The sequence below is a fragment of the Leptodesmis sp. genome (genome assembly GCF_052746595.1).
In genome coordinates, this window is the sequence record NZ_JBRAGO010000020.1 from 1 (window position 1) to 19,000 (window position 19,000).

23 protein-coding genes, 1 tRNA gene and 2 pseudogenes are annotated in these 19,000 nt (G+C 48.7%); 16 read left to right on the plus strand and 10 right to left on the minus strand.

The genetic code is table 11. The features are described from left to right. Positions 1-845 (plus strand): molybdopterin dinucleotide binding domain-containing protein (locus tag ACUVQO_RS06385; protein ID WP_445925056.1); only part of this gene is annotated, 845 nt, incomplete at its 5' end. 73 nt (positions 846-918) lie between these two features. On the opposite strand, the gene ACUVQO_RS06390 is transcribed toward ACUVQO_RS06385, so the two are convergent. From ACUVQO_RS06390 to ACUVQO_RS06400, 3 genes are all read right to left on the minus strand, one after another. After that, entirely contained in the window at positions 919-1,143 is a 225-nt protein-coding gene (locus ACUVQO_RS06390; RefSeq protein WP_445925057.1) for a hypothetical protein, read from the minus strand. 148 nt (positions 1,144-1,291) lie between these two features. Next, entirely contained in the window at positions 1,292-1,750 is a 459-nt protein-coding gene (locus tag ACUVQO_RS06395; RefSeq protein WP_445925058.1) for a universal stress protein, read from the minus strand. A 528-nt stretch (positions 1,751-2,278) separates the two neighbouring features. Beyond that, positions 2,279-2,488 (minus strand): chlorophyll a/b-binding protein, encoded by a 210-nt coding sequence (locus ACUVQO_RS06400; protein WP_233744289.1) that lies wholly within the window; start codon positions 2,486-2,488, stop codon positions 2,279-2,281. Between the two features lie 694 nt (positions 2,489-3,182). On the opposite strand from ACUVQO_RS06400, the pseudogene ACUVQO_RS06405 reads away from it, so the two are divergent. The 3 genes and pseudogenes from ACUVQO_RS06405 (at position 3,183) to ACUVQO_RS06415 (ending at position 5,193) form a co-directional block, all read left to right on the plus strand. Next, positions 3,183-4,667 (plus strand): annotated as a pseudogene (locus tag ACUVQO_RS06405) (iron uptake porin). Positions 4,668-4,856: 189 nt separating this feature from the next. Further along, positions 4,857-5,009: a hypothetical protein gene (locus ACUVQO_RS06410; protein ID WP_445925059.1), complete on the plus strand. Its 153-nt coding sequence runs from the start codon at positions 4,857-4,859 to the stop codon at positions 5,007-5,009. Continuing rightward, on the plus strand, positions 4,987-5,193 hold the full coding sequence (locus tag ACUVQO_RS06415) for a hypothetical protein (protein WP_445925060.1): 207 nt from the start codon (positions 4,987-4,989) through the stop codon (positions 5,191-5,193). The genes ACUVQO_RS06410 and ACUVQO_RS06415 overlap by 23 nt, the downstream gene beginning before the upstream one ends. On the opposite strand, the pseudogene tnpA reads toward ACUVQO_RS06415, so the two are convergent. After that, positions 5,190-5,581: pseudogene (gene tnpA / locus ACUVQO_RS06420) on the minus strand (IS200/IS605 family transposase). The gene ACUVQO_RS06415 and the pseudogene tnpA overlap by 4 nt on opposite strands. An 11-nt stretch (positions 5,582-5,592) precedes the next feature. Between tnpA and ACUVQO_RS06425 the strand changes: the two are divergent. The 3 genes from ACUVQO_RS06425 (at position 5,593) to ACUVQO_RS06435 (ending at position 8,141) form a co-directional block, all read left to right on the plus strand. Continuing rightward, complete coding sequence (locus ACUVQO_RS06425) at positions 5,593-6,255, plus strand: RNA-guided endonuclease InsQ/TnpB family protein (protein ID WP_445925061.1); 663 nt, start codon at positions 5,593-5,595, stop codon at positions 6,253-6,255. 47 nt (positions 6,256-6,302) lie between these two features. Further along, positions 6,303-6,656, plus strand: coding sequence for an RNA-guided endonuclease InsQ/TnpB family protein (locus tag ACUVQO_RS06430; RefSeq protein WP_445925104.1), 354 nt, complete (start codon positions 6,303-6,305; stop codon positions 6,654-6,656). A gap of 123 nt (positions 6,657-6,779) precedes the next feature. Then, positions 6,780-8,141 (plus strand): DnaJ C-terminal domain-containing protein, encoded by a 1,362-nt coding sequence (locus tag ACUVQO_RS06435; RefSeq protein ID WP_445925062.1) that lies wholly within the window; start codon positions 6,780-6,782, stop codon positions 8,139-8,141. Here the strand turns inward: ACUVQO_RS06435 and ACUVQO_RS06440 are convergent. After that, the gene (locus ACUVQO_RS06440; protein WP_445925063.1) at positions 8,103-8,309 is read right to left on the minus strand and encodes a hypothetical protein; all 207 of its coding nucleotides are present in this window, start codon (positions 8,307-8,309) and stop codon (positions 8,103-8,105) included. The two genes, ACUVQO_RS06435 and ACUVQO_RS06440, sit on opposite strands and share 39 nt — an antisense overlap. Positions 8,310-8,333: 24 nt before the next feature. Next, complete coding sequence (locus ACUVQO_RS06445) at positions 8,334-8,624, minus strand: hypothetical protein (protein WP_445925064.1); 291 nt, start codon at positions 8,622-8,624, stop codon at positions 8,334-8,336. A 260-nt stretch (positions 8,625-8,884) separates the two neighbouring features. Here ACUVQO_RS06445 and ACUVQO_RS06450 point away from each other — a divergent pair, with 260 nt between their 5' ends. From ACUVQO_RS06450 to ACUVQO_RS06470, 5 genes are all read left to right on the plus strand, one after another. Continuing rightward, complete coding sequence (locus ACUVQO_RS06450) at positions 8,885-9,208, plus strand: hypothetical protein (protein ID WP_445925065.1); 324 nt, start codon at positions 8,885-8,887, stop codon at positions 9,206-9,208. 217 nt (positions 9,209-9,425) lie between these two features. Continuing rightward, positions 9,426-10,016 carry a hypothetical protein gene (locus ACUVQO_RS06455; RefSeq protein ID WP_445925066.1) on the plus strand — a complete coding sequence of 197 codons (591 nt, stop codon included), beginning with the start codon at positions 9,426-9,428 and terminating at the stop codon, positions 10,014-10,016. Further along, positions 9,950-10,195 carry a WD40 repeat domain-containing protein gene (locus tag ACUVQO_RS06460; protein ID WP_445925105.1) on the plus strand — a complete coding sequence of 82 codons (246 nt, stop codon included), beginning with the start codon at positions 9,950-9,952 and terminating at the stop codon, positions 10,193-10,195. Before ACUVQO_RS06455 ends, ACUVQO_RS06460 begins: the two co-directional genes overlap by 67 nt. Positions 10,196-10,267: 72 nt before the next feature. After that, positions 10,268-10,549 (plus strand): WD40 repeat domain-containing protein, encoded by a 282-nt coding sequence (locus ACUVQO_RS06465; RefSeq protein WP_445925106.1) that lies wholly within the window; start codon positions 10,268-10,270, stop codon positions 10,547-10,549. Between the two features lie 272 nt (positions 10,550-10,821). Next, on the plus strand, positions 10,822-12,630 hold the full coding sequence (locus ACUVQO_RS06470; protein WP_445925067.1) for a glycosyltransferase family 39 protein: 1,809 nt from the start codon (positions 10,822-10,824) through the stop codon (positions 12,628-12,630). A gap of 16 nt (positions 12,631-12,646) precedes the next feature. Here the strand turns inward: ACUVQO_RS06470 and ACUVQO_RS06475 are convergent, their stop codons facing one another. Beyond that, complete coding sequence (locus tag ACUVQO_RS06475; RefSeq protein ID WP_445925068.1) at positions 12,647-13,741, minus strand: RuBisCO accumulation factor 1; 1,095 nt, start codon at positions 13,739-13,741, stop codon at positions 12,647-12,649. A 128-nt stretch (positions 13,742-13,869) separates the two neighbouring features. On the opposite strand from ACUVQO_RS06475, the gene ACUVQO_RS06480 reads away from it, so the two are divergent. Then, positions 13,870-13,942 (plus strand) — tRNA-Ala (locus ACUVQO_RS06480). Between the two features lie 159 nt (positions 13,943-14,101). Here ACUVQO_RS06480 and ACUVQO_RS06485 read toward each other — a convergent pair. The 3 genes from ACUVQO_RS06485 to ACUVQO_RS06495 form a co-directional block, all read right to left on the minus strand. Then, the gene (locus tag ACUVQO_RS06485) at positions 14,102-15,739 is read right to left on the minus strand and encodes an ABC transporter substrate-binding protein (RefSeq protein ID WP_445925069.1); all 1,638 of its coding nucleotides are present in this window, start codon (positions 15,737-15,739) and stop codon (positions 14,102-14,104) included. Between the two features lie 293 nt (positions 15,740-16,032). After that, complete coding sequence (locus ACUVQO_RS06490) at positions 16,033-16,524, minus strand: hypothetical protein (protein ID WP_445925070.1); 492 nt, start codon at positions 16,522-16,524, stop codon at positions 16,033-16,035. After that, positions 16,509-16,757 (minus strand): hypothetical protein, encoded by a 249-nt coding sequence (locus ACUVQO_RS06495; protein ID WP_445925071.1) that lies wholly within the window; start codon positions 16,755-16,757, stop codon positions 16,509-16,511. The genes ACUVQO_RS06490 and ACUVQO_RS06495 overlap by 16 nt, the downstream gene beginning before the upstream one ends. A gap of 277 nt (positions 16,758-17,034) precedes the next feature. Between ACUVQO_RS06495 and ACUVQO_RS06500 the strand changes: the two genes are divergently transcribed. The 3 genes from ACUVQO_RS06500 to ACUVQO_RS06510 are packed head-to-tail and all read left to right on the plus strand — an operon-like array spanning position 17,035 to position 18,924. After that, positions 17,035-17,790 carry a cobyrinic acid a,c-diamide synthase gene (locus ACUVQO_RS06500; RefSeq protein ID WP_445925072.1) on the plus strand — a complete coding sequence of 252 codons (756 nt, stop codon included), beginning with the start codon at positions 17,035-17,037 and terminating at the stop codon, positions 17,788-17,790. Beyond that, the gene (locus ACUVQO_RS06505) at positions 17,787-18,107 is read left to right on the plus strand and encodes an AtzH-like domain-containing protein (RefSeq protein WP_445925073.1); all 321 of its coding nucleotides are present in this window, start codon (positions 17,787-17,789) and stop codon (positions 18,105-18,107) included. Before ACUVQO_RS06500 ends, ACUVQO_RS06505 begins: the two co-directional genes overlap by 4 nt. Before the next feature lie 37 nt (positions 18,108-18,144). Further along, the gene (locus tag ACUVQO_RS06510) at positions 18,145-18,924 is read left to right on the plus strand and encodes a hypothetical protein (RefSeq protein WP_445925074.1); all 780 of its coding nucleotides are present in this window, start codon (positions 18,145-18,147) and stop codon (positions 18,922-18,924) included. Positions 18,925-19,000: the final 76 nt, after the last annotated feature.

The following is a 19,000-nucleotide window of genomic DNA, read 5'->3' on the forward strand; positions in this document are numbered from 1 at the left end:
GTGAACGGGGAATCTCCTGCTATACGCGAAGCGTTAGCGGGATGAGCGTCAATAAACCCAACACGGGCCATTTTCATGGTTTGGCAAAAACGAATACGATCATCATTCCGGTGCTGAATCGGTTTGAAAATCCGCACAAAACGACGGTGGAATCGGGCAACAACTTTGTGCGACTGAATGACGAGGGACAGACCCACCCGAAGCAGGGTGAGCTAATCTCCGAGGTGGAGTTTTTGACCGAGCTGGCCTATCGCCTGCTGGGAGACTATCCGGTGGATTGGCGCAAACTCCAGGACACCCGCTATGTGAGGCAGTTGATTGCTAAAACGATTCCTGGTTATGAAAAAATCGCCACGATCGACGACACCCAAGAAGAATTCACCATCTCCGGACGGATTATTACTGAACCCCAATTCAAAACGCCGTTCGGGAAAGCAATGATGTTCACCACACCGCTGCCGAGCCTCAGCTTACCCAGTCCCCAGGAGTTTGGCATTCCCGAATCAGCCACCAGTCTGGTACTGGCGTTGATCACGGGGCGCAGCTATTCTCAGCACAACACCGTCGTTTACAAAATAGGTGACAAGTATCGGGGAATGCCGCATCATCGTTGCATTCTGCTGAATCGTACAGATGCTGAAAAAGTTGGTTTTCGGGAACACGATCGAGTTACGGTGCAGGGAGACGCAGGCAAATTGGAGAATGTGGAAATTATTTATGGGGCTGTGCGGTCAGGATCTGCTTTGATGTTTTATCCAGAAGTGAATGTCATTTTTAAGGCTAAAACCGATATACGATGCGGCACTCCAGCTTATAAGCGAGTTCCCGTTGTGGTTTATTCTTGAACCTGATCGCAAATAGTTGGGTATAAATTGCGTAAGCGATCGTGATAATAGACTGTATTGCCATGGATATCCATCAAGCAACTAATACCAGTACGACAATGATCGCACTGATTAATAAGGCGAACAGTAAAGCCGCATCCAAACGGCGATTCAGTAACCCCAGTACAATCACAATCGCGATCGCCATTAACCCCACACCAATATAAATCAGGTGTTGCCCAGAAAGATTGACTAAAGTAGGAGCAGCCTGGGCGGGTTGAGTTTGAGCCAGGAATCCGTGATTGTCGAGAGATCGCATAGCGGGAGAGCAAAACATCTAGATCTTCTTTGAATGAACACCTTTGAATGAACACCCGGAGCCGAGTTGAATTACCTGGCAACGTCCCTCATCATGCCATGTTACTGATCAACCGTCCAATTCCTCCACCCGCGATCTCGGCAAAGTTCTAGTGGACAACCAGCACGGGACACTCTGCATGATGCACCACATAATCGCTGATACTGCCCATCAGTATCCGTTCGACCATCCCTTTGTGATGGGAGCCAACCACGATCACATCAACGGCTTCCTGCTTGGCAACCTCACAAATGACGTGTTTCGGATCTCCAATTTCTAGGCGGGGAACCACAAACTGAATACCCGCTTGTTGACAGACTCGCTCTGCCCAATCCAGGGCTGTCTTCGCCCGCTCCTCCTCCAGGTTTGCCATTTCAACTTCGTTTTGCCAGGACAGTTCCGGTGATTCGCTAAAAAAACCTGGCATATCAGAGGTAGGAGGAGTCACCACGGGTTGTTCAACAGAGAGCAACAGCACCGTTGCGGTTTGTAAATTCAGCAGACGTAACGCCTGTTCCAGCGTTGGATGGCCTGTCTCAGTAATGTCTACAGCAATTAAAATCTTCATCAGCTTTTGTTCGACACTCTATCACTTTGCATCCTGTTGAGGAAAAGTGCAAATGCAGTGTACTCGACAGCTTAATCTTAATTTTATTAAAGAGTGCCAATCCTTCAGCGCGATTGCTTTTTCGTCCATATAACTTTCATTCACACAAATAGAAGTCCCAGAAGGAGAGCCAACTGGGACTTCAGTGAAATCTTAAGATAAGTAGCTGGGACTGTCAATCACCTATACCAGGCTGTTAAACAACAATGCCCACAGAACTCCGGCTACACCTACAGCCAGCAGCAAGTTGGTAAAGAAGCGACCCGCTTCCGCGTTGAAACCGAACACTTTATCTTCCTGACCTGCAGTAAAAAAAAGTGACCATGCCCTGGTTTGCACTGATGACTTCAGACTAAGCGTTAAAGTCAGGTCTGAATACAACAGGACCAATCAGATATTTATTGGGAAAGTCGAAATCAGTTTTCATGTTAGGTTTCTTCCAAAAACATCAGGTTTACCGAGTTACAAACTACCTACGCCGGAAAGACCTTACAGACTTGTAAGCCAACCAATGACACCATGTCCGGTCACAGCTTCCAGAATCAAGACAGCTACGAAGCCAATCATTGCCAGCCGTCCATTCAGCTTTTCCGCGTATTCGTTGAAGCCAAACTTTTGAGTGTCATCCACATACATCTTGGGTTCAACTGCATAAACATTGGCGCGTCCGCCCTCTTCCATCACCTGTCCACGAACCATGACGTTATTTCCTTTTGCTTAATAATATGCAACTTATTGTAACTTAATGTAAATAAATATTGCAATACCTTTGACATGAAAAAAATTGTATTAATGAACGACTGAAAGTGGGCTGACTGTAAAAATCCTTTAGAACTGATTATAGAAATGGCTACCGGTAGTGCCGCTATTGATGCCAGGAGCAAGCAGTAGGTTGATTGCCGCAATAGCTTTTTGGCAGTGGAATCCTGAGATCTTATTAAGATTAATTCTCAAAAGCTATTGTGTTTTAATGCACCTAAATGCTATTGTCTTGGTCAAAGCAGGCTAGTACTGTTCGGCATAAATTTGTCCACTTTTGGCCCTCACCCTAAATCCCTCTCCCAAGTTTGGGAGAGGGATTTCAAACCGGTCGCTTCCCTTCTCCTAGAGTTGGGGAAAAGGCTAGGGGATGAGGGGGATTGGTGGTGAAACTGATGCCTCAAAGTACTGGTGGATTCTTGAGTTTTTCAATTTGAGAGAAGTCAACAAGATTCGTCTAGGGGACTTTAGTACTGTGGAACTGGTTGTGAGGATGATTTAAATAAGAATAATTGTGAATAGTCGAATTCGAGGAGTATTGGTGGTAATTCCTCTATTGCTGGTAGCTTGGGTGCCTGAGACAGTGAAGGCAGAACAAGTGGGGCCAACAGCAGAAAAGGCGGCGCTTTCTACTTTGGAGCAGTTAAATCGTTACAGCGCAGAGGTCCGCAACACGACAGAACAAGTGACTTCTGTTTCGTAATTTACGGATGTCAACCCTACAGACTGGGCATTTCAGGCACTGTGCTCTCTAGTAGAGCGTTATGGCTGCATTGTCGGTTACCCTGACAAGACCTTTCGAGGTAATCGTGCCCTTAGCCGCTATGAATTTGCTGCTGGGCTGAATGCGTGCCTGGACAAGATTCAAGAGTTGATCGCCGCTGCCACTGCAGATTTTGTCAGAAAGGAAGATCTGGAAACGGTCAAGAAGCTTTAAGAACTGTTTGCAGCGAAACTGTCAGCCCTGCGGGGTCGGGTTGATGTCTTGGAAGTCCGTACAGTGACCCTGGAAAAACAACAGTTTTCCACTACAACGAAACTGGCAGGGGAGGTCATTTTCACGATCGCTGATACATTTGGGGATGCGATCGGACAATCAGATGACCCTACTGAAACGATTTTTGCCTATCGAGCACGCCTTAACTTCAACACTAGCTTTACTGGTAAAGATCAACTCCGTGTTCGACTGCAAGGACGCAATGTACCAGAATTCAATCGCATCGTCACAGGCACCAACATGACCCGATTATCATTTGATGGTGATAGTGGCAGCAGTGTGGGGATTGATGACTTGTTCTATCGTTTTCCAATTGGCTCAAAAACAACCGCATGGTTAATCGCAAATGGCTATGGGACTGAGAACCTGGCCCCTTCACTCAATCCACTGGAAAGTGATGGACAGGGTGCAGTTTCTCGGTTTGCTCGATTTAGCCCCATTTACCGGATTGTGGAAGGATCAGGGTTTGGACTGGCCCATAAGCTTACCGATGCGATCGAATTGACTGTGGCTTATCGTGCCCGCAATGCTAATAATCCGGCAGAGAAGAACGGTCTATTTGATGGCAATTATGGAGCCTTCAGTCAGTTAACCTTTAATCTCAGTAAAGACTTCCGGTTTGGAGTGCATTACGCTAATGTCTATTTCCCTGGCTCTAATGTCAATGTTTCGGGAAGTACCGGAAGTGTACTTGCCCAGTGCCCCTTTGGTAATGTGGCGACTTTAACCAATACCTATGGTGCAGTTGCTAGCTATCGCTTTAGTCCTAAATTCATTATTTCTGGCTGGGTTGGTTATACAAATGCAGAAGCACGGTCTGGTATCAATCGGGGGCGCGATGCATCCATCTGGAATTGGCTTGTATCATTAGCGTTTCCAGATTTGGGTAGCAAAGGGGCTTTGGCGGGCATCAGTGTTGGGATGCCACCACGAGCAGCAGGAAATGATGTCCGTGCACGACGGGATAAAGATACCTCTATCCATCTAGAGGCATTCTATCGGCATCGAATTACAGACAACATTTTGATTACGCCTGGACTTTTCGTAACTTTTAATCCAGAACACAATTCAGCTAATAACACCCAATTGGTAGGGCTGATTCGGACAACTTTTTCGTTTTAGGTTCACACAAGATTCCCTCACATCTGACGTTTAAGATCCCGATTTTGGGATCTTTTTTTATTGCCTATTCAGTTCTGGTTAAACCATAGGGAAAGAAAGACAATAAACCCTGGCAAATTGTGGACATAGAATAAAAAAGGGTGCTCTGGAGGATGACAATGGTTACAAGACAATCAAGAGGAGATTGCTATGCCCTACGCCTTTAAACAACTTCGGGTTCACTTCATTGAACACACCGTCAGTCGGATTCGGCATGAAGGAAGTACGGCAGATGCTGTGATCAATGCCCTGCGGAGTGAACTGCAACAGGAGTTGACTGATGACGAAACCCTCCGCCAGTAAGACGATGCCGTCCAGGCTGCCCTCACTCCCTGCAGGACGATCGCACCCACCGCAAAGCCGAAGAACTGATCGCCACCTTCTCCTCTCCCCTGCAAAGCGCCCTCAACAACGGCATCGCCCAATTCAAACGTGGCAGATCTCTTTAATGACCAAAAACAATGGGATACAAGCTCCGCCCTTCTAGGGCGGCTTTTCCTGCCCCCGAATATACTGCTTCAAGATCTCAAGGGGTGCCCCACCAACGGATGCTGAAAAGTGTGCTGGAGTCCAAAGAGAGTTCTTCCCGTAGGGTTTTGGTAATCCAGCCTGCCCATATTTCCTGCTGGAAACGCCCTTGAGCGCATTCACCATCTGAGAGATAGACAACTTAGGAGGATATTCCACCAGCAAGTGAACGTGGTTAGCCTCTCCGTTAAACTCCAAAACCCTAAAGTTCATTTTCTCAGCAACACTCTCGCAAGCCTGCTGAATAACACGCAATCCCTCGGCTGTTAGGACTGAAAACGCCGAGCAACAAATATCAGGTGCGCCTTGAGGTCTGAAACGCTGTGATTTTCGCGGCGATAACTCATTGCATTTGAGGGTGCGACCAACTTATGATATCAGCATGAAAGCGCGATACCAGTACAGAATCTATCCTGCGACTAATCAGCAAATCGAGCTAGCAAAACTGTTCGGTTGTTGCAGAGTCGTGTGGAATGATGCGCTGGCATTGATCAAGTCCACGCCAAAAGGCGAGAAGTGGCCAAGCAATGCCGAGTTGCAAGAAATCTGTATCACCCAGGCGAAGAAAACTGAAGGGCGGCAATGGCTGGCAGAAGTTAGCAATATCCCGTTACAGCAGTCCATTCGAGACCTGGGAGTCGCTTTCAAAAACTTCTTTGAGTATCGACAAGGCAAGCGAAAAGGGCAGAGGCGGGTTGGGTTTCCTCAGTTCAAGAAGAAGCTAAATCAGCAGTCTGCACGGTTTTGTAGGGGTGGATTCTCCATCAAGGCGGCAAAGGTCTATCTGGCGAAGATTGGAGAAATTAAAACCAAGTGGTCTAGACCGCTACCCTCTGAACCCAGTTCGGTTACGGTCATCAAAGACTGTGCAGGTCGGTATTTCATAAGCTTTGTGGTTGAGATTCAGCCGATTGCCGTTGAACCCAAAAACCAAGGGGTCGGCGTAGATTTAGGGCTGGAAACGCTTGCCACATTGAGTACGGGGGAAAAGGTGAAAGCCCGTGATACCCGTGTCGGTTAGTGCGAGAAAACAGTGTGGTGGTGCTGGAGGACTTGAATATTTCGGGCATGGTGAAGAACCGCACATTAGCCAGGTCAATTAGTCGGGCGGGTTGGCGGCAGATCAGAACTATGTGCGAAGCAAAGTCCAATATGATCCACGACCGTGAGGTGAGAACCATCAGCCGATGGGAACCAACCTCCCAGATCTGTTCGTGTTGTGGTTATCGGTGGGGCAAGCTAGACCTCTCAGTGCGGTCAGTGCTATGCCTCAACTGTGGAACTGAACACGACCGAGATAAAAATGCGAGTGCAAATATTTTGGCGGCTGGGCAAGCCGACCTGAATGGGCAAGCGCTAAGCAGTGTGAGACCTCACAATGAGGCAGTTGCTTGTTTGCCTACCCAACAGGAGTCCGCTTGATGTGGGCAGACTGAGAATCCCCGTCGCTTCAGCGCGGGGAGGATGTCAAACCCCATTCATCTATTTACTGAACCCCCGATTCCTAATCCCTAACCCCTAATCCCTGATCCCCAATCTCCACCTATGGCCACGACCCAGGATTTCAAAGACTACTACGCCATTCTAGGAGTAGATAAAACCGCCAGCCAGGATGCGATCAAAAAGGCATACCGTAAACTGGCCCGCAAACACCATCCTGACCTGAATCCTGATGACAAAACAGCAGAAGCCAAATTTAAGGAAATCAACGAAGCCTACGAAGTTTTATCGGACGAAGAAAACCGGAAAAAGTATGACCAGTATGGCCAGTACTGGAAATATGCCCAAGAGGGAATGCCGCCACCCGGAACTCGTCCCCCTCAAGGACAGACCACGGACTTTGGGCAGGACTTTGGGCAGTACACTAACTTCAATGATTTTATTGATGAACTCAATGATTTTATTGATGAACTGCTGCATCGCTATGGACAGGGCGATCGCCAGGGTCGGCGGGTTTACCGCTACTACACCACGGATGGCTATCCAGAGGAAGCGGATGAGTTTGACGATGGTTATCGCTCGGTCTACCACAGTTATGCCCCTCATCCCGATACCGAAGCGGCGATCGTGCTGACGATGGCAGAAGCCTTTCAAGGGGTAGTGAAGCAGTTGCAACTGGAAGGCGAAAAACCGTTCAAAGTGCGCGTTCCAGCAGGAGCCAAACCGGGGAGCCGTATCCGCATCAAGGGGAAGGGACGGATGAATCCCTTCACCAAAGCGCATGGGGATCTCTATGTGACGATCGATTTGGCTCCCCATCCTTTCTTCAAACTGGATGATAACAATAACATTACTTGCGAAGTCAATCTGACTCCTGATGAAGCGGTCTTGGGAACGGAATTGCAAGTCCCCACTCCCGATGGCCCGGTAACAATGAAAATTCCTGCCGGTGTGAAATCAGGTCAGGTCTTAAGACTGCGGGGTAAAGGCTGGAAACTCCCCAAAGGGCAACGAACCGATCAACTGGTCAAGCTCAACATCGTGGCTCCCAAAGCAACTGACCTGAGTGAGATCGAACGCACCAGTTATGAAACCATTCGTGCCAATCGAACCTTTAACCCCCACGCCAATCTGAAGGACATTACCTTTATGAATGACGACATCATCGATCTCTCTTCCTCTGACCTGACTGCAGAAGAACCGCTTTATACGATAGAACAGGTAGCCAGCATGACTGCCATTTCCGTCACGCTGATAAGACGATTAGCCGATCTGAATGTGATTGAAGCTGAACAGGATCAAATTCATGCTAGAGAAGTTACTCGGCTGACTCAAGTTCTTCGCTTAAGAAGGGATCTGGGCGTTAACTGGATTGGTGCTGGTATGGTGCTGGACATGAGCCAGGAAATTGCTCGTCTGAGAGCACGTTTACACGCTTACGAATCTCGCCAATCTACCAATGAATAACTTTAGCTGTACATCCTGTATAAACAGAATATCGACGTTCCACTCTACCCTGGTCAGCAGGTATTTCAACGTTTCCCGCATCGCAAGCTGACCAGAGCGGGAGACATTCACCAGTCGATTCATCTCGTCTACAAACAGGTCAACCTCATCTGTTTGGAAATGTTTCATAACGAGCGGGTGAGCCGTGTCAAACTACTGGCTCATGTAATTCAGCGCTTTGCGAACCTTATCCAGTTTGACTTGGTGGGTTTCTCGGATAATTCGCAGAACATGAGCTTCTACCAGATTGGTAAAGGAAAGCTGGGGTAATCCTGGATCAGGTCGCTGGCTCAATGGCTCGAAGGCTTGCTGACCATTTTTTGTTGTATGGGAACGGTCTTTTAGCCAGGATCGCAATGTCACCGCTGGGATACGCAAATACCGAGCGGCATCCGTCACTGAATACGCCAGGGTATTGTAAACGCTGTTATCCCACTTCACCATCGGTTGCTTACCGTTCTTGTAGCTGGCTGAATCTTACCGCTCTATTTTCTCAAATTCTTTCTCCAAAGCGATCGCCAGGAATATCTCAACCCCTATAAGAACCTGGCTTGGTGGGAATTATGGGTTAGCGATCGCGCCGCTTCGGCATCTCTGAAATCAATGCCAACTCAAGCAAATCTTCTGTAAAGGCTTCCTGTTTTCCTCTCACTGGTGTTGAGATAGGGAATAGCTCACAAGACATTTATTGAGAGAAACAAAATATGTCTGAAACAGACGGGAATAAGCCAATAGAAGCCGCTGCCTATGCTGCTGGAGGTGCTGTCGTTGGTGGTGTAGCTTCATCTATGATCGGAGGAATGGGTTTAGCTGGTGGTTTTGGTGCCATTGCAATTGGAGCGGCTCCTGTGGTTGCTGCTGGTGCTGTAACGGGTCTGGCGCTTAAAACAGTTCTTGACTCTTGGAAGTCCCCAAGTCCAGGCAAACAGGATGTTACCCAGGCTATTTCAGACAGATTGAAAGCAAACTTAGAGGAAGTAAGGCATCAAGAGCTGATCAAAGCGCAAGCTGAACGCGATGCATTTTAGGCAAATCGAGATAGCAAGAAAAATTAGACTTTTTATGTGACATGTCACCGAATTTTGAAAACAGAGCCATCCTCCCGGTTTTAGGAGGGGTAGCAGGAGCATCAATTTCCAATACTGTTGGAACCATAGGAGTAGTCGGGTCATTCGGAGGTGCTGCTTTAGGATTGCCTATATTAGCTGGTGCTGGAGCAGTTACAGGCTTTGCAATCTCTGGTGCTTGTTAGCCTTAAGCGAAAGAGATCCAGCAGCTTTAGGTGCGGCTGGGGTTGGAGCATTCTGTGGCGCTGGGTTTTATACTACTTTTGGCGGAGTAGGAATAGCGTGGCAATTTGGCACTTTTGGCCTTGGGTTAAGGCCAATGCCTGTCTTCGGTGGTGTCGTTGGATTGGGACTTTATGGTGCTGCGAAAATGCTCGATCGCGGTTCCAAAGAATCGTATGCTCAGGTCTTTGCCCGTATGGAAGACAAGATTTCCTGGCGGGAGGCATATATACAAGAACTTCTAGAATTGGAGTTAGAAGCGTTCTTGCGTGAAGATAAACTAAAACGGGAATTCCTACTCCTTGAAGCAGGATCTGAAATATCAAAGATTAAAGAGGAACTGGAGAGAAGAAAATTATTCCTGCAAAACTCTGACTTATTCCCCACTGATGATTCAACACCGTCACCCAGTGATAGTGAGGGAGCCTGGATAAAGTCCATACCCTCAAACATCACACGAGCCTGGTCAATTCGATCGCGATTAGTCCTGATGGTCAAACGGTTATCAGTGGTAGTGACGATAGAACCATTGTGCTTTGGGATTTAAGGACAGGGAATGCACTTTATACCTGGGCACAGCCTGATATTGTTCTGTCCGTCGTAGTCAGTTCTGATGGCAAGTGGATGGCTGGCGCTGGAGTAAGCAACTCCATACCCAGATGGGATTTACATAAAAAATCATTTTTAGATACCTTTTTCAAAGCTAGCTTCCCTCGTACACGATAGCATCATTTATGCGATCGCAGTCAGTGCAGATGGTAAGACTCTAGCCAGTGGCAGTGCAGAAATACGATTCGGATCTGGAAATGTGACTCAAGACCTGACTTTGACAAGCTCAAACGCACGTTGTTGGGTCATACAGATACAGTCTTATCTGTCGCATTGACTAAAGACGGCAACGTTTTAGTCAATGGCAGCGTTGACCAAACGGTGAGAATATGGGACTCGACCACGTTCAAAGCACCCTTGATCTTGACTGGTCAAATATGGATTGTTCACGCACCAATTCATAGCATAGGGAAAGCTTCGGCATGGGTGATGATTTTGACACAGATCCTACTCTCGTTAACATCTTCTTAAAACTCTAGGCTATAGTCAGCGATTTACTTAAACCAAGTCCAGCTAGAGAACAGGAGTTTTCCCATAAGAGAAACTACGATTCTGGACTTGGACAAGGTTTAATTTAGATTCAAGCGAAGTAAATTTATATTCTTATCGTCAAGGCGCTCGATGAGATTAACTCTGATGCCACTGCAGAATTTAGAACCTCCTATCTGAGTGATGTAGTCTCGGAAGACTGTTAAACCGTACTATCTTGGATTTTGGACTTCCGATTTTGGACTGTAAAGGAAATGCAGGGATCTCGACAGGGTTGGTTGCTGGTTGGCATTTTGGTGCTGGGAGGTGGGTTGCGCTTCTGGCATCTCGACTTCAAACCGCTCTGGATGGATGAAGTGATTACAGCCCTCTTCAGCCTGGGCCATACCTATGATCAGGTGCCCCTGAATCAGGCATTACCCCTGGCCACCTTTGAGCAACTCTTCCGTTTGAATCCCCAGACCACCTGTCCCCAAATTGTTGCCACGGTCACTACCCAATCCGTTCATCCACCCCTGTTCTTCTGCTGGATGCACACCTGGATGAGTTGGGTCGATGGTTGGCCTGTCTCATGGGTCTGGAAGCTGAGAGCCTTGCCTGCCCTGGGAGGCGTTGGAGCGATCGCGGCGATCTACCTGCTCAACCGCGTGGCCTTTTTCCCTAGAGCCGGACTGCTGGGAGCTGCTCTCATGGCAGTCTCTCCCTTTGCCGTCTATCTCTCTCAGGAAGCCCGCCATTACACCCTGCCCATCCTCCTGGTGATTCTGGCCCTCCTGGGTTTATACCATCTGCTGCTGGATTTACAACACCAGTCCTTCAGACCTACCATCTGGCTAGGCTGGATTGCCGTCAACAGTCTCGGCTTCTATGTCCATTATTTTTTCCTGCTTGCCTTTATCGCCCAAATCGTTGTCCTCGGAGTCGCCTGCTGGACATTGATCAGAAAACAAAACACTCGCCATCCAAACTCCAAACTCCAAACTCCAAACTCCAAACCTCAGAACTTAGAACTTAAAACTCAAAACTTAAAACTTCTCCCCCCCCTCCTGGCCATTACCACGGTTTGCCTGACCTACCTTCCCTGGTTGCCTACCTTTCTTAACCACCTGCGCCGCCCGGAAACAGATTGGTTGAAATCTTATGCGTTTCATTGGAGCCATGCGATCGCCCCCCTGTACCAGCTTCCCATCAGTTGGGTGTTGATGGTGATTGCCTTGCCCGTTGAACAGCAACCCTGGTGGATTGCACTGGTTTCGGTGCTGCTGATGGTGGTCTTCAGCCTCTGGCTGGGCAGACGAGTGGTACAGGGAATTCGGCGGCTCTGGCAACTGCCGGAAACCCATCTGGCCACCTGGATGTTGCTACTCTTTATTGCCATAGTAGTGCTGCAGTTTCTGGCGATCGTTTACTTCCTGGGCAAAGACCTGACGGCAATTCCCCGCTATAGCTTCACTTACTTTCCGGCTCTGATCGCGTTGGTGGGAGCGAGTTTGCTGCAACCTGTGAAGAGATCGGGGATTAGGGATCGGGGATTAGGGATTAGGGGGTGGTTTTCGGGGGCGATCGCGTTGATGAATCGTCAGGCAATCTGGGTGGTGGTGGTAGTGGGGACGGTCAGCAGTCTCTGTGTAGGTGCGAATCTGGTGTTTCAGAAGCCGTACAATCCAGAGCGAATTGCGCAGGATATGCGGTCTGTGGCACCCCATCTGCCGACTCTAGTGACGATGGCTTATAGCGATTATCAGGATGTGGCCATGGGACTGAGTTTTGCTCTGGGACTGCACCAGGAAATGGGAAACCCATCTTTGCGATCGCCAAAAACTTACTTCGCACTGATGGTGCAAAATCAGGGCTATGAGTTGGTCTGGCAAACCCTATCCCGTCTGGAGCATCCCCTGACTTTTCCGCTCAATCTCTGGGTTATCAGCCCCGGTTTGAAGCGGAGTGGTTATCACCATCAATTAACTTTGCAGGATCGAGGAGGATCTACTCATCAATGTTTCATTGATCCAGCCCACTATTACCGAATTGGTATTCCCTATCAGCGCTACCGTTGCGATTGAAACTGTCATTCGTAGCCTATTCATCCATCTGCCAGGGATCTTTGGTGTAGTCCTCATCCAGCACTTTTTTCGGCTTCATGACCAGAATTAAGCGCCCCAGAAGGGAAGTTTCGGGTGTATCGGCAAACCATTGCAACTGCAGTTGACCGTCGTGAGCGGTGAGAAAATAACTGTGCTCGTCCCAGGTGCGTGCTGCCCGATCGATGATCACCAGTACAGGTTCCGGAGGGCCAGGTAAGGAAGTCGGTAGACCATTGCTGGTACTGAGCAGGGCGATCGGGTCTTCGGCTAAACGCACCACCTGCCAACCGGGTACAGCAACCCAGGCACAGGCTCCGGCAAATTGCACCAGACCGAACGGTTCGGTTGGCTCAATCAAGGGGACGGCCTGAAGATCCTCTAAAGTCAGAGGAAATTGGCCCACGACAGGAATCACTCGCGGTAGTTGTTCCTCCGCATCCAGGCGATAGACGGGCAAGCGGGGAGCGGGCTTGGTCGGTGTCACGCTAAAGTCGGTGAGCAGTTGCTCAATCTGGTTGCGAGCCGTACCACTGTGGGCAAACCGCAAGCCTTTGGCAATCAAGCGCGATCGCTCCTGCAAATCAGACTTCTGTTGCGCCAGTTTCCACATCTGATAGGCGATCGCGTCACCGGGGTGAGTCGTAAATCCTACGGGGGGCTGACTCAAGCGGGATAGCTCCTTCACAGCCTTGGCGACCTCCCGTGCCTCATCCATGTCTAAGCCTTTTTGGACGGCCAGTTCAGCCACCGCTGCCCGTTCGGCATGGGTGAGAATTCGCAATTCATACAACACGTCGCTGCCCTTCCGCTCAAAGTGAGCCAGAGTAGCCGCATCAGCTCCCGCGGCCACAATACTCTGATACACCTGTGCACCCACGATCACCTGATTTTGCTGAATTGGCTCAAACCCCGTATCTTCAAAAATGGTTTGGGGGCTATATCCCGCTTTTTGTAATATCTGGCACGCCTGTCCCCATTCCACCCAGGTGCCTTCTTTGCGTCGCAGCTTCTGAATCAGTTGACCCATCTGTTCGTCTCCTTGAGGAGAGGAGGCATCAGATCCAAAAGTCTCTTGAGGAGGTTCAGCCATAGCATCAGGTTGAAAGTAGCATTACCCAAAACTCTAGCGTGTAAAGCAACCCAAAATCCAAAATCTAAAATCCAAAATTCGATGACTTGACGGATTGACGATCGCAAGGCATGATAAAAAATGCTTAAGGGGCTATAGCGCAGTTGGTAGCGCACTTCAATGGCATTGAAGGGGTCAGCGGTTCGAATCCGCTTAGCTCCATCTCTCTTTTGTGACCTTAACTCATTAAAATATTCCTTCAATTATTTTTGTCATCTGCGGTATAGTCATAAATTAGCCGCAAATGATCTAGGAAGCCCTGTCCTCCCGTCTGTTGGGTCAGCTTCGCGAGCTTCTCATACAAGGACAGGAGCAATAATTTTATTTTTGTAGAGTCCAGAAGGGAACTTTTTGAGTGATTTGCAGACTTGCTCCTTGAATCCATTTTTGAGCAAACAGATAGTCTTTGCTTTGCCAGAGGGGAATGAAAGGAACATCCTGACCCAATAGCGCTTGTAATTCCGTAAACAGTTGTTTGCGAATATCAGGATTGAGTTCTTTGCGGCTCTGGTCGATCAGTTGATTGGCTCGATCGCTGTAATAAAACGATCCCTGCAAAAAGCTGGAACCTGCTTCACATCCAGTTTTTACTGATCCCTTCGAGCATTCCATAAACGGCTGGATGTAGTTGTCAGCATCTAAGAAATCGGGAGTCCAATCGAGTAGAAACATGGGATAGACTCCCTTATCCAGATTCTTATAAGCTGTGGTGGATTCGATACTTTTTAGATCTAGTTGCATTAAATTGCCTAGCCTCTTTTTAATCAAGGCTTTGAGCGTCAGGGCAGCCCACTGATCGTTTACCACATTCGATCGATACCAGAACTCCACTTTCAACGGTTTAGTTTCAGAGTAGCCTGCTTGCGTCAATAACTCCCTGGCCTTGGTTGCGTTGCCGTCTCCATAAGCTTGAAAGACCGGATCTTTCATGTTCAAGGTGGCAGGAATCAGACTGTATAGGGGTTGAATTTGTCCCCGAAACACGCGCTCTTCCAGCAACGGACGATCCATCATCGCTGCGATCGCCTGCCGCACTGCTAACTTATCCAACGGTGGCGACTTGAGATTGATCGTGACATAATCTATACTGCTGCCTGCTTGAGCGATTGCTTGCCACTTTTGGGCTGTGGCTCCTTCCTGAAGTGTGCGGATTTGATCAACGGCCAAGTTCTGGTAGGCGAGGTCGATCGCTCCTGTACGAAAGGCATTGAACAAATTAGCGGAACTGGAGAAGAACTGAATATCAATGCCCTGGTTGACAGGTTTAGTGCCCCAGTATTGCTCAAAGGTATCCAGACGAATTTGATCGGTGCCGTACTTCACCAGTTTATAAGGGCCAGTGCTGATTATGGTATCGGGTTTGAAGGAACCTTCTTTAATCTCATACGCCTTGGGAGAAACGGGACACAAACCGGAAAAAGCCAGCAGTGAGGGAAAGGCGGCAAAGGGCTTTTTCAGTTGAATAGTTAGCTCGTACTCGCCTGTTGCCTGGATGGATTTCACCAAATCGGAGAGCAGAAAGGCTGGTGATCCCCCATTGTTGATGAACCGTTGCAGGGAGAACTCCATCGCTTTCGCATCAAATTTTGTTCCGTCATGGAACACTACACCCTGACGCAGGGGAATAGTGTAGGTCAACCCATCGGCACTCACTTTGGGTAGGGCGGTTGCCAGTTGGGGTTGCAGTTCGCTGGTGCCGAGTTTATAGCTGTAGAGCCGATCGCCCAGGTTGTAAAGTAAGTTTCCAGAAAAAATGCTGTAGGCATCAGCGGGATCTAGAGTACTCACAGTAGGGGCAGCAGTTCCCAAAACGATCCGACTGGTGCGAGATGGAGCAGCGGCATTGGGGGTGGAGCGGCTGCAACTGACGGTCAAAAGGCAACACAAGCAACACAGCAACAGAAACCGCAACGACGATCGCCAGCCAACATTCACCATCCCACAATCAGGCCATCCCACCCCATGCAAGTCAATGTCTATTCTAGTCAGCCGAGCGATCGTTCGGCTGCATTAGACGGTGCTAGGAATAATGCGTTGCTGAGTGGTGCAGAAAACTTTTTTGAGTCTCATGATGGATAACCTGAACGACCAAAACAGCGCCTGAAACCCCTTGCCCTCGTTCGTTCGCCCGATAAAACTCAAGATCGCTGTCTCGGTGAGAATCCTTGATTTATAGGGGTTTCAGGAGTTTTCTGCACCACCAAGTAATGCGTTGTTTGCGATAAGTGCGATCGTACAATGCAGAAGGATTTTTAGGAATTCCTTTTAACCGCCTTGCGTTTTTCCTCGTAAAAGCGACAGGCCAGATGTCCCAAACCGTATAGCAGTCCCGCATCGCTGCTGACTCCAATGGCGGTTCCCACAGCGGGAATCACTTCTAAAGCACTCAGTCCCGATTTCATTAAGCCAGAACTTCCAGTTGATAATCCCCAGAGGGCTAGAACTTCACCTCGACGAGTGGAATCGGTAGGAGGGAAGCCATAGATAGCAGCGATCCGGTAGAGCATTTCTGCTTGCAGGACGGCGATCGCGCCCATATCTACAGCAAACAAACTCAAAGCCAGAGGTGGAATCAGGTTCGTCGCTAAACCAACACCCGCCGCTTTCCAGGAGGTATCAACCATAACACGGTGGGCCAACTGGTTCTCGGTTTCTGCAGGATACTGTCGCCGCAGGTTATCCACATCCTGTTGTACTCGTACTGTATCCACCTGTCCCATTGCGGCCATCAACCAGTTGAGCACAGGCACCTTCGTGGCAAATTTAACGATCGCGGATTTTCGGCAAAGGGGGTGACGACCCGACCGATCGTTTCTGTTCCTTGCTCGACAAACCGATAGAGTTTAGGGGCTACCATATCATCCACTACGATCGCGGTTTGCTTCAGGTGATCGGCGATTGTTTGAGAAGCTCGCATCGCAGCGGCGATCGCATCGCGCACAGGATCGGGAGAGGACTCTCTATCGGAAGGTGCCATAGGTTTACGTGATTGGGTAAAGGTCTAATACCTCTACTGTAAAGAACAATTTGGCCTCCAGAATTCACTCACAGGTAGCAAGAACCGCCCCATCTACCGGGTGAATTCCGTCTAAATCAATTGATCGCAGGAAGCACGAAGCGCTGTGGACAACGATCCTGATTGATTCTCCCAGCGATCGCTGGGGAACACTGATACAAAAGGGTTAGCGCGATTCAACCTGAGTGATTTTCTACTTATGCAAAAGCCTGCAGAGTTCCTTTTTCCATTACAAGACTTGACTCTTTCTGAAAACCTGCTGTTCAAGTTGCCTCCCAAGGCTAGAGAGTGGGCAGAGAGTTTACCCTGGGCTGAGCGTCGGTATGTGTTGTCGTTGTGTCATCTCATTGTCGCGGCTTCACCCGAAATGCGGGCTAAATTTTTAGATGACTATACAGCAGATGGTCTGGTGTGTAAGGTTTTGGAAGACCGGGACACGCAGCAAAAAGTGAACTCTTATCTCAAAAAATTTAGACTGACCACCAATCTCAACACCAGTTCCCTCAGGCAATACATTCGTCAATTCTATATTCACTCCGCCCAGGACATGCGTATTCAGCCTGACCTTTACCTGGAATCTGCATTGCGACTGGTGATGAGTACGGAAGAGCGGAACCATGTCTTCTATTACATTTTGGGCTTTGAGCTGATCAAAATGATGTTCCGTATGAGTTGGTATCAGCACGAACGACTATATCGTTTACAACGCAACCAGGATGAATTTATCCAGACTTATATCAAACCAATCCAGCACGCTCACCGGATTAATCAGATTATTGTTCCGAAGGATGAACATTTATTTTTCGCTCGTCGTGATTATTTTGTCAAGCAACCTGTGATGAGCGAGAAAAAGTTGGTAGAACTGGCAATGGCTACCTTCACCACTGAAGTAACCACCAATTTTGGCTTTTCGATCATTCGTCATCCCCATGCTTTAGTGTTTGATTATCACTATATTTTTGAAGCTGAACCCGATCAGGTGTCCCTGCCATGAGCCCAGTGAATAACCCTGCCTTGGTGGCTGAGTTGACCCAGTTGTACCTGACCTACGAAACAGCCCTCTGTGAGAATGACCTGGCTACATTGGATGCGCTGTTTTGGGACTCGCCAGAGGTGGTACGGTTTGGGGCTACGGAAAATCTTTATGGCATGGAGGCAATTCGTACCTTTCGACAGGAACGTCCGGTTAAAGACCTGGCACGGGAAATTTCTAACCTGAAGGTGGTTACTTTTGGCAACGACACGGCAACGGTAACGTTGGAGTTTTACCGAACGATCGCAGGTATTCCCCGATGGGGACGGCAGAGTTAGGTCTGGCGCAAGTTTCCCGAAGGCTGGAAGATTGTTTTTGCCCATGTCTCCTTACTGCCGTCGTAAATGCCAGGATAAATTGTCAGTCCGTGATCATCACAAGCAGGAAATGATCGGCATAATGGGTAGCGGCAAGCGATCGGTGGGAAGAGATATGACGAATCAGAATGACCAGGCAGCCCGTAATGCCAATATCAGTTTAGTAAAGGCCCACTTTTTCTTTTACTATGCATTCCTGGGTGGCCTGATGCTACTGACCAGTTGCACTTCCCCGTTGCAAACTGCTACCTCTCCAGGTCCTGCTGGAGTTCCAACCGATGCTTCTCCTACTCCTACTCTGACCATTCCCACTTCTCCAACCCCTACTCCGTCTCCGACTTCCACCGCTGAAAAGCCCCCTTCCGTCAAAGTCGTGGAAACTAAACTGGCCGATCTGGTTGCCAAAGCCACAGGTCTGACGGTGCAGGCGGTGGATTGTCCAGCCGATCTGGTGGAAAAAGCCGGAACGACTTATAACTGCACGATCACATCGGAAGTAGGCATCTTCACGGGGGTTGTAGAGCCAACCGACCAACCGGGACAATTTAATTGGAGTACCAAGGGACTCCTGCTGCTCACCAAGCTCAATACCTTCATTCAACAAAGTGTACAAAGTCAGGGTGGTGGGCCTGTTACAGTCGATTGTGGAGGAAAAGCCAGAATTGTCAAGGTTGGCGAGACATTTGAATGTAAAGTAACTGATGCCAAGGGAGGTATGCGCACCACTCGAGTTACTGTCCGGGATGAGGTTGGCAATGTATTTATTGCTCCCCAATAGTTCAATCTTGTCCAACTCCAGAAACGCAGTTTTTCTGATCGGAAAACGACCGTTTTCTAGCTGGACTTGGTTTAAC

Coding starts and splice junctions, on each gene's coding strand:
- ACUVQO_RS06390 (WP_445925057.1), bottom strand. CDS start 1,143: ATGCGATCTCTCGACAATCACGGATTCCTGGCTCAAACTCAACCCGCC.
- ACUVQO_RS06395 (WP_445925058.1), bottom strand. CDS start 1,750: ATGAAGATTTTAATTGCTGTAGACATTACTGAGACAGGCCATCCAACG.
- ACUVQO_RS06400 (WP_233744289.1), bottom strand. CDS start 2,488: ATGGTTCGTGGACAGGTGATGGAAGAGGGCGGACGCGCCAATGTTTAT.
- ACUVQO_RS06410 (WP_445925059.1), top strand. CDS start 4,857: ATGCCCTACGCCTTTAAACAACTTCGGGTTCACTTCATTGAACACACC.
- ACUVQO_RS06415 (WP_445925060.1), top strand. CDS start 4,987: ATGACGAAACCCTCCGCCAGTAAGACGATGCCGTCCAGGCTGCCCTCA.
- ACUVQO_RS06430 (WP_445925104.1), top strand. CDS start 6,303: ATGGTGAAGAACCGCACATTAGCCAGGTCAATTAGTCGGGCGGGTTGG.
- ACUVQO_RS06435 (WP_445925062.1), top strand. CDS start 6,780: ATGGCCACGACCCAGGATTTCAAAGACTACTACGCCATTCTAGGAGTA.
- ACUVQO_RS06440 (WP_445925063.1), bottom strand. CDS start 8,309: ATGAAACATTTCCAAACAGATGAGGTTGACCTGTTTGTAGACGAGATG.
- ACUVQO_RS06445 (WP_445925064.1), bottom strand. CDS start 8,624: ATGGTGAAGTGGGATAACAGCGTTTACAATACCCTGGCGTATTCAGTG.
- ACUVQO_RS06450 (WP_445925065.1), top strand. CDS start 8,885: ATGTCTGAAACAGACGGGAATAAGCCAATAGAAGCCGCTGCCTATGCT.
- ACUVQO_RS06470 (WP_445925067.1), top strand. CDS start 10,822: ATGCAGGGATCTCGACAGGGTTGGTTGCTGGTTGGCATTTTGGTGCTG.
- ACUVQO_RS06475 (WP_445925068.1), bottom strand. CDS start 13,741: ATGGCTGAACCTCCTCAAGAGACTTTTGGATCTGATGCCTCCTCTCCT.
- ACUVQO_RS06495 (WP_445925071.1), bottom strand. CDS start 16,757: ATGGCACCTTCCGATAGAGAGTCCTCTCCCGATCCTGTGCGCGATGCG.
- ACUVQO_RS06505 (WP_445925073.1), top strand. CDS start 17,787: ATGAGCCCAGTGAATAACCCTGCCTTGGTGGCTGAGTTGACCCAGTTG.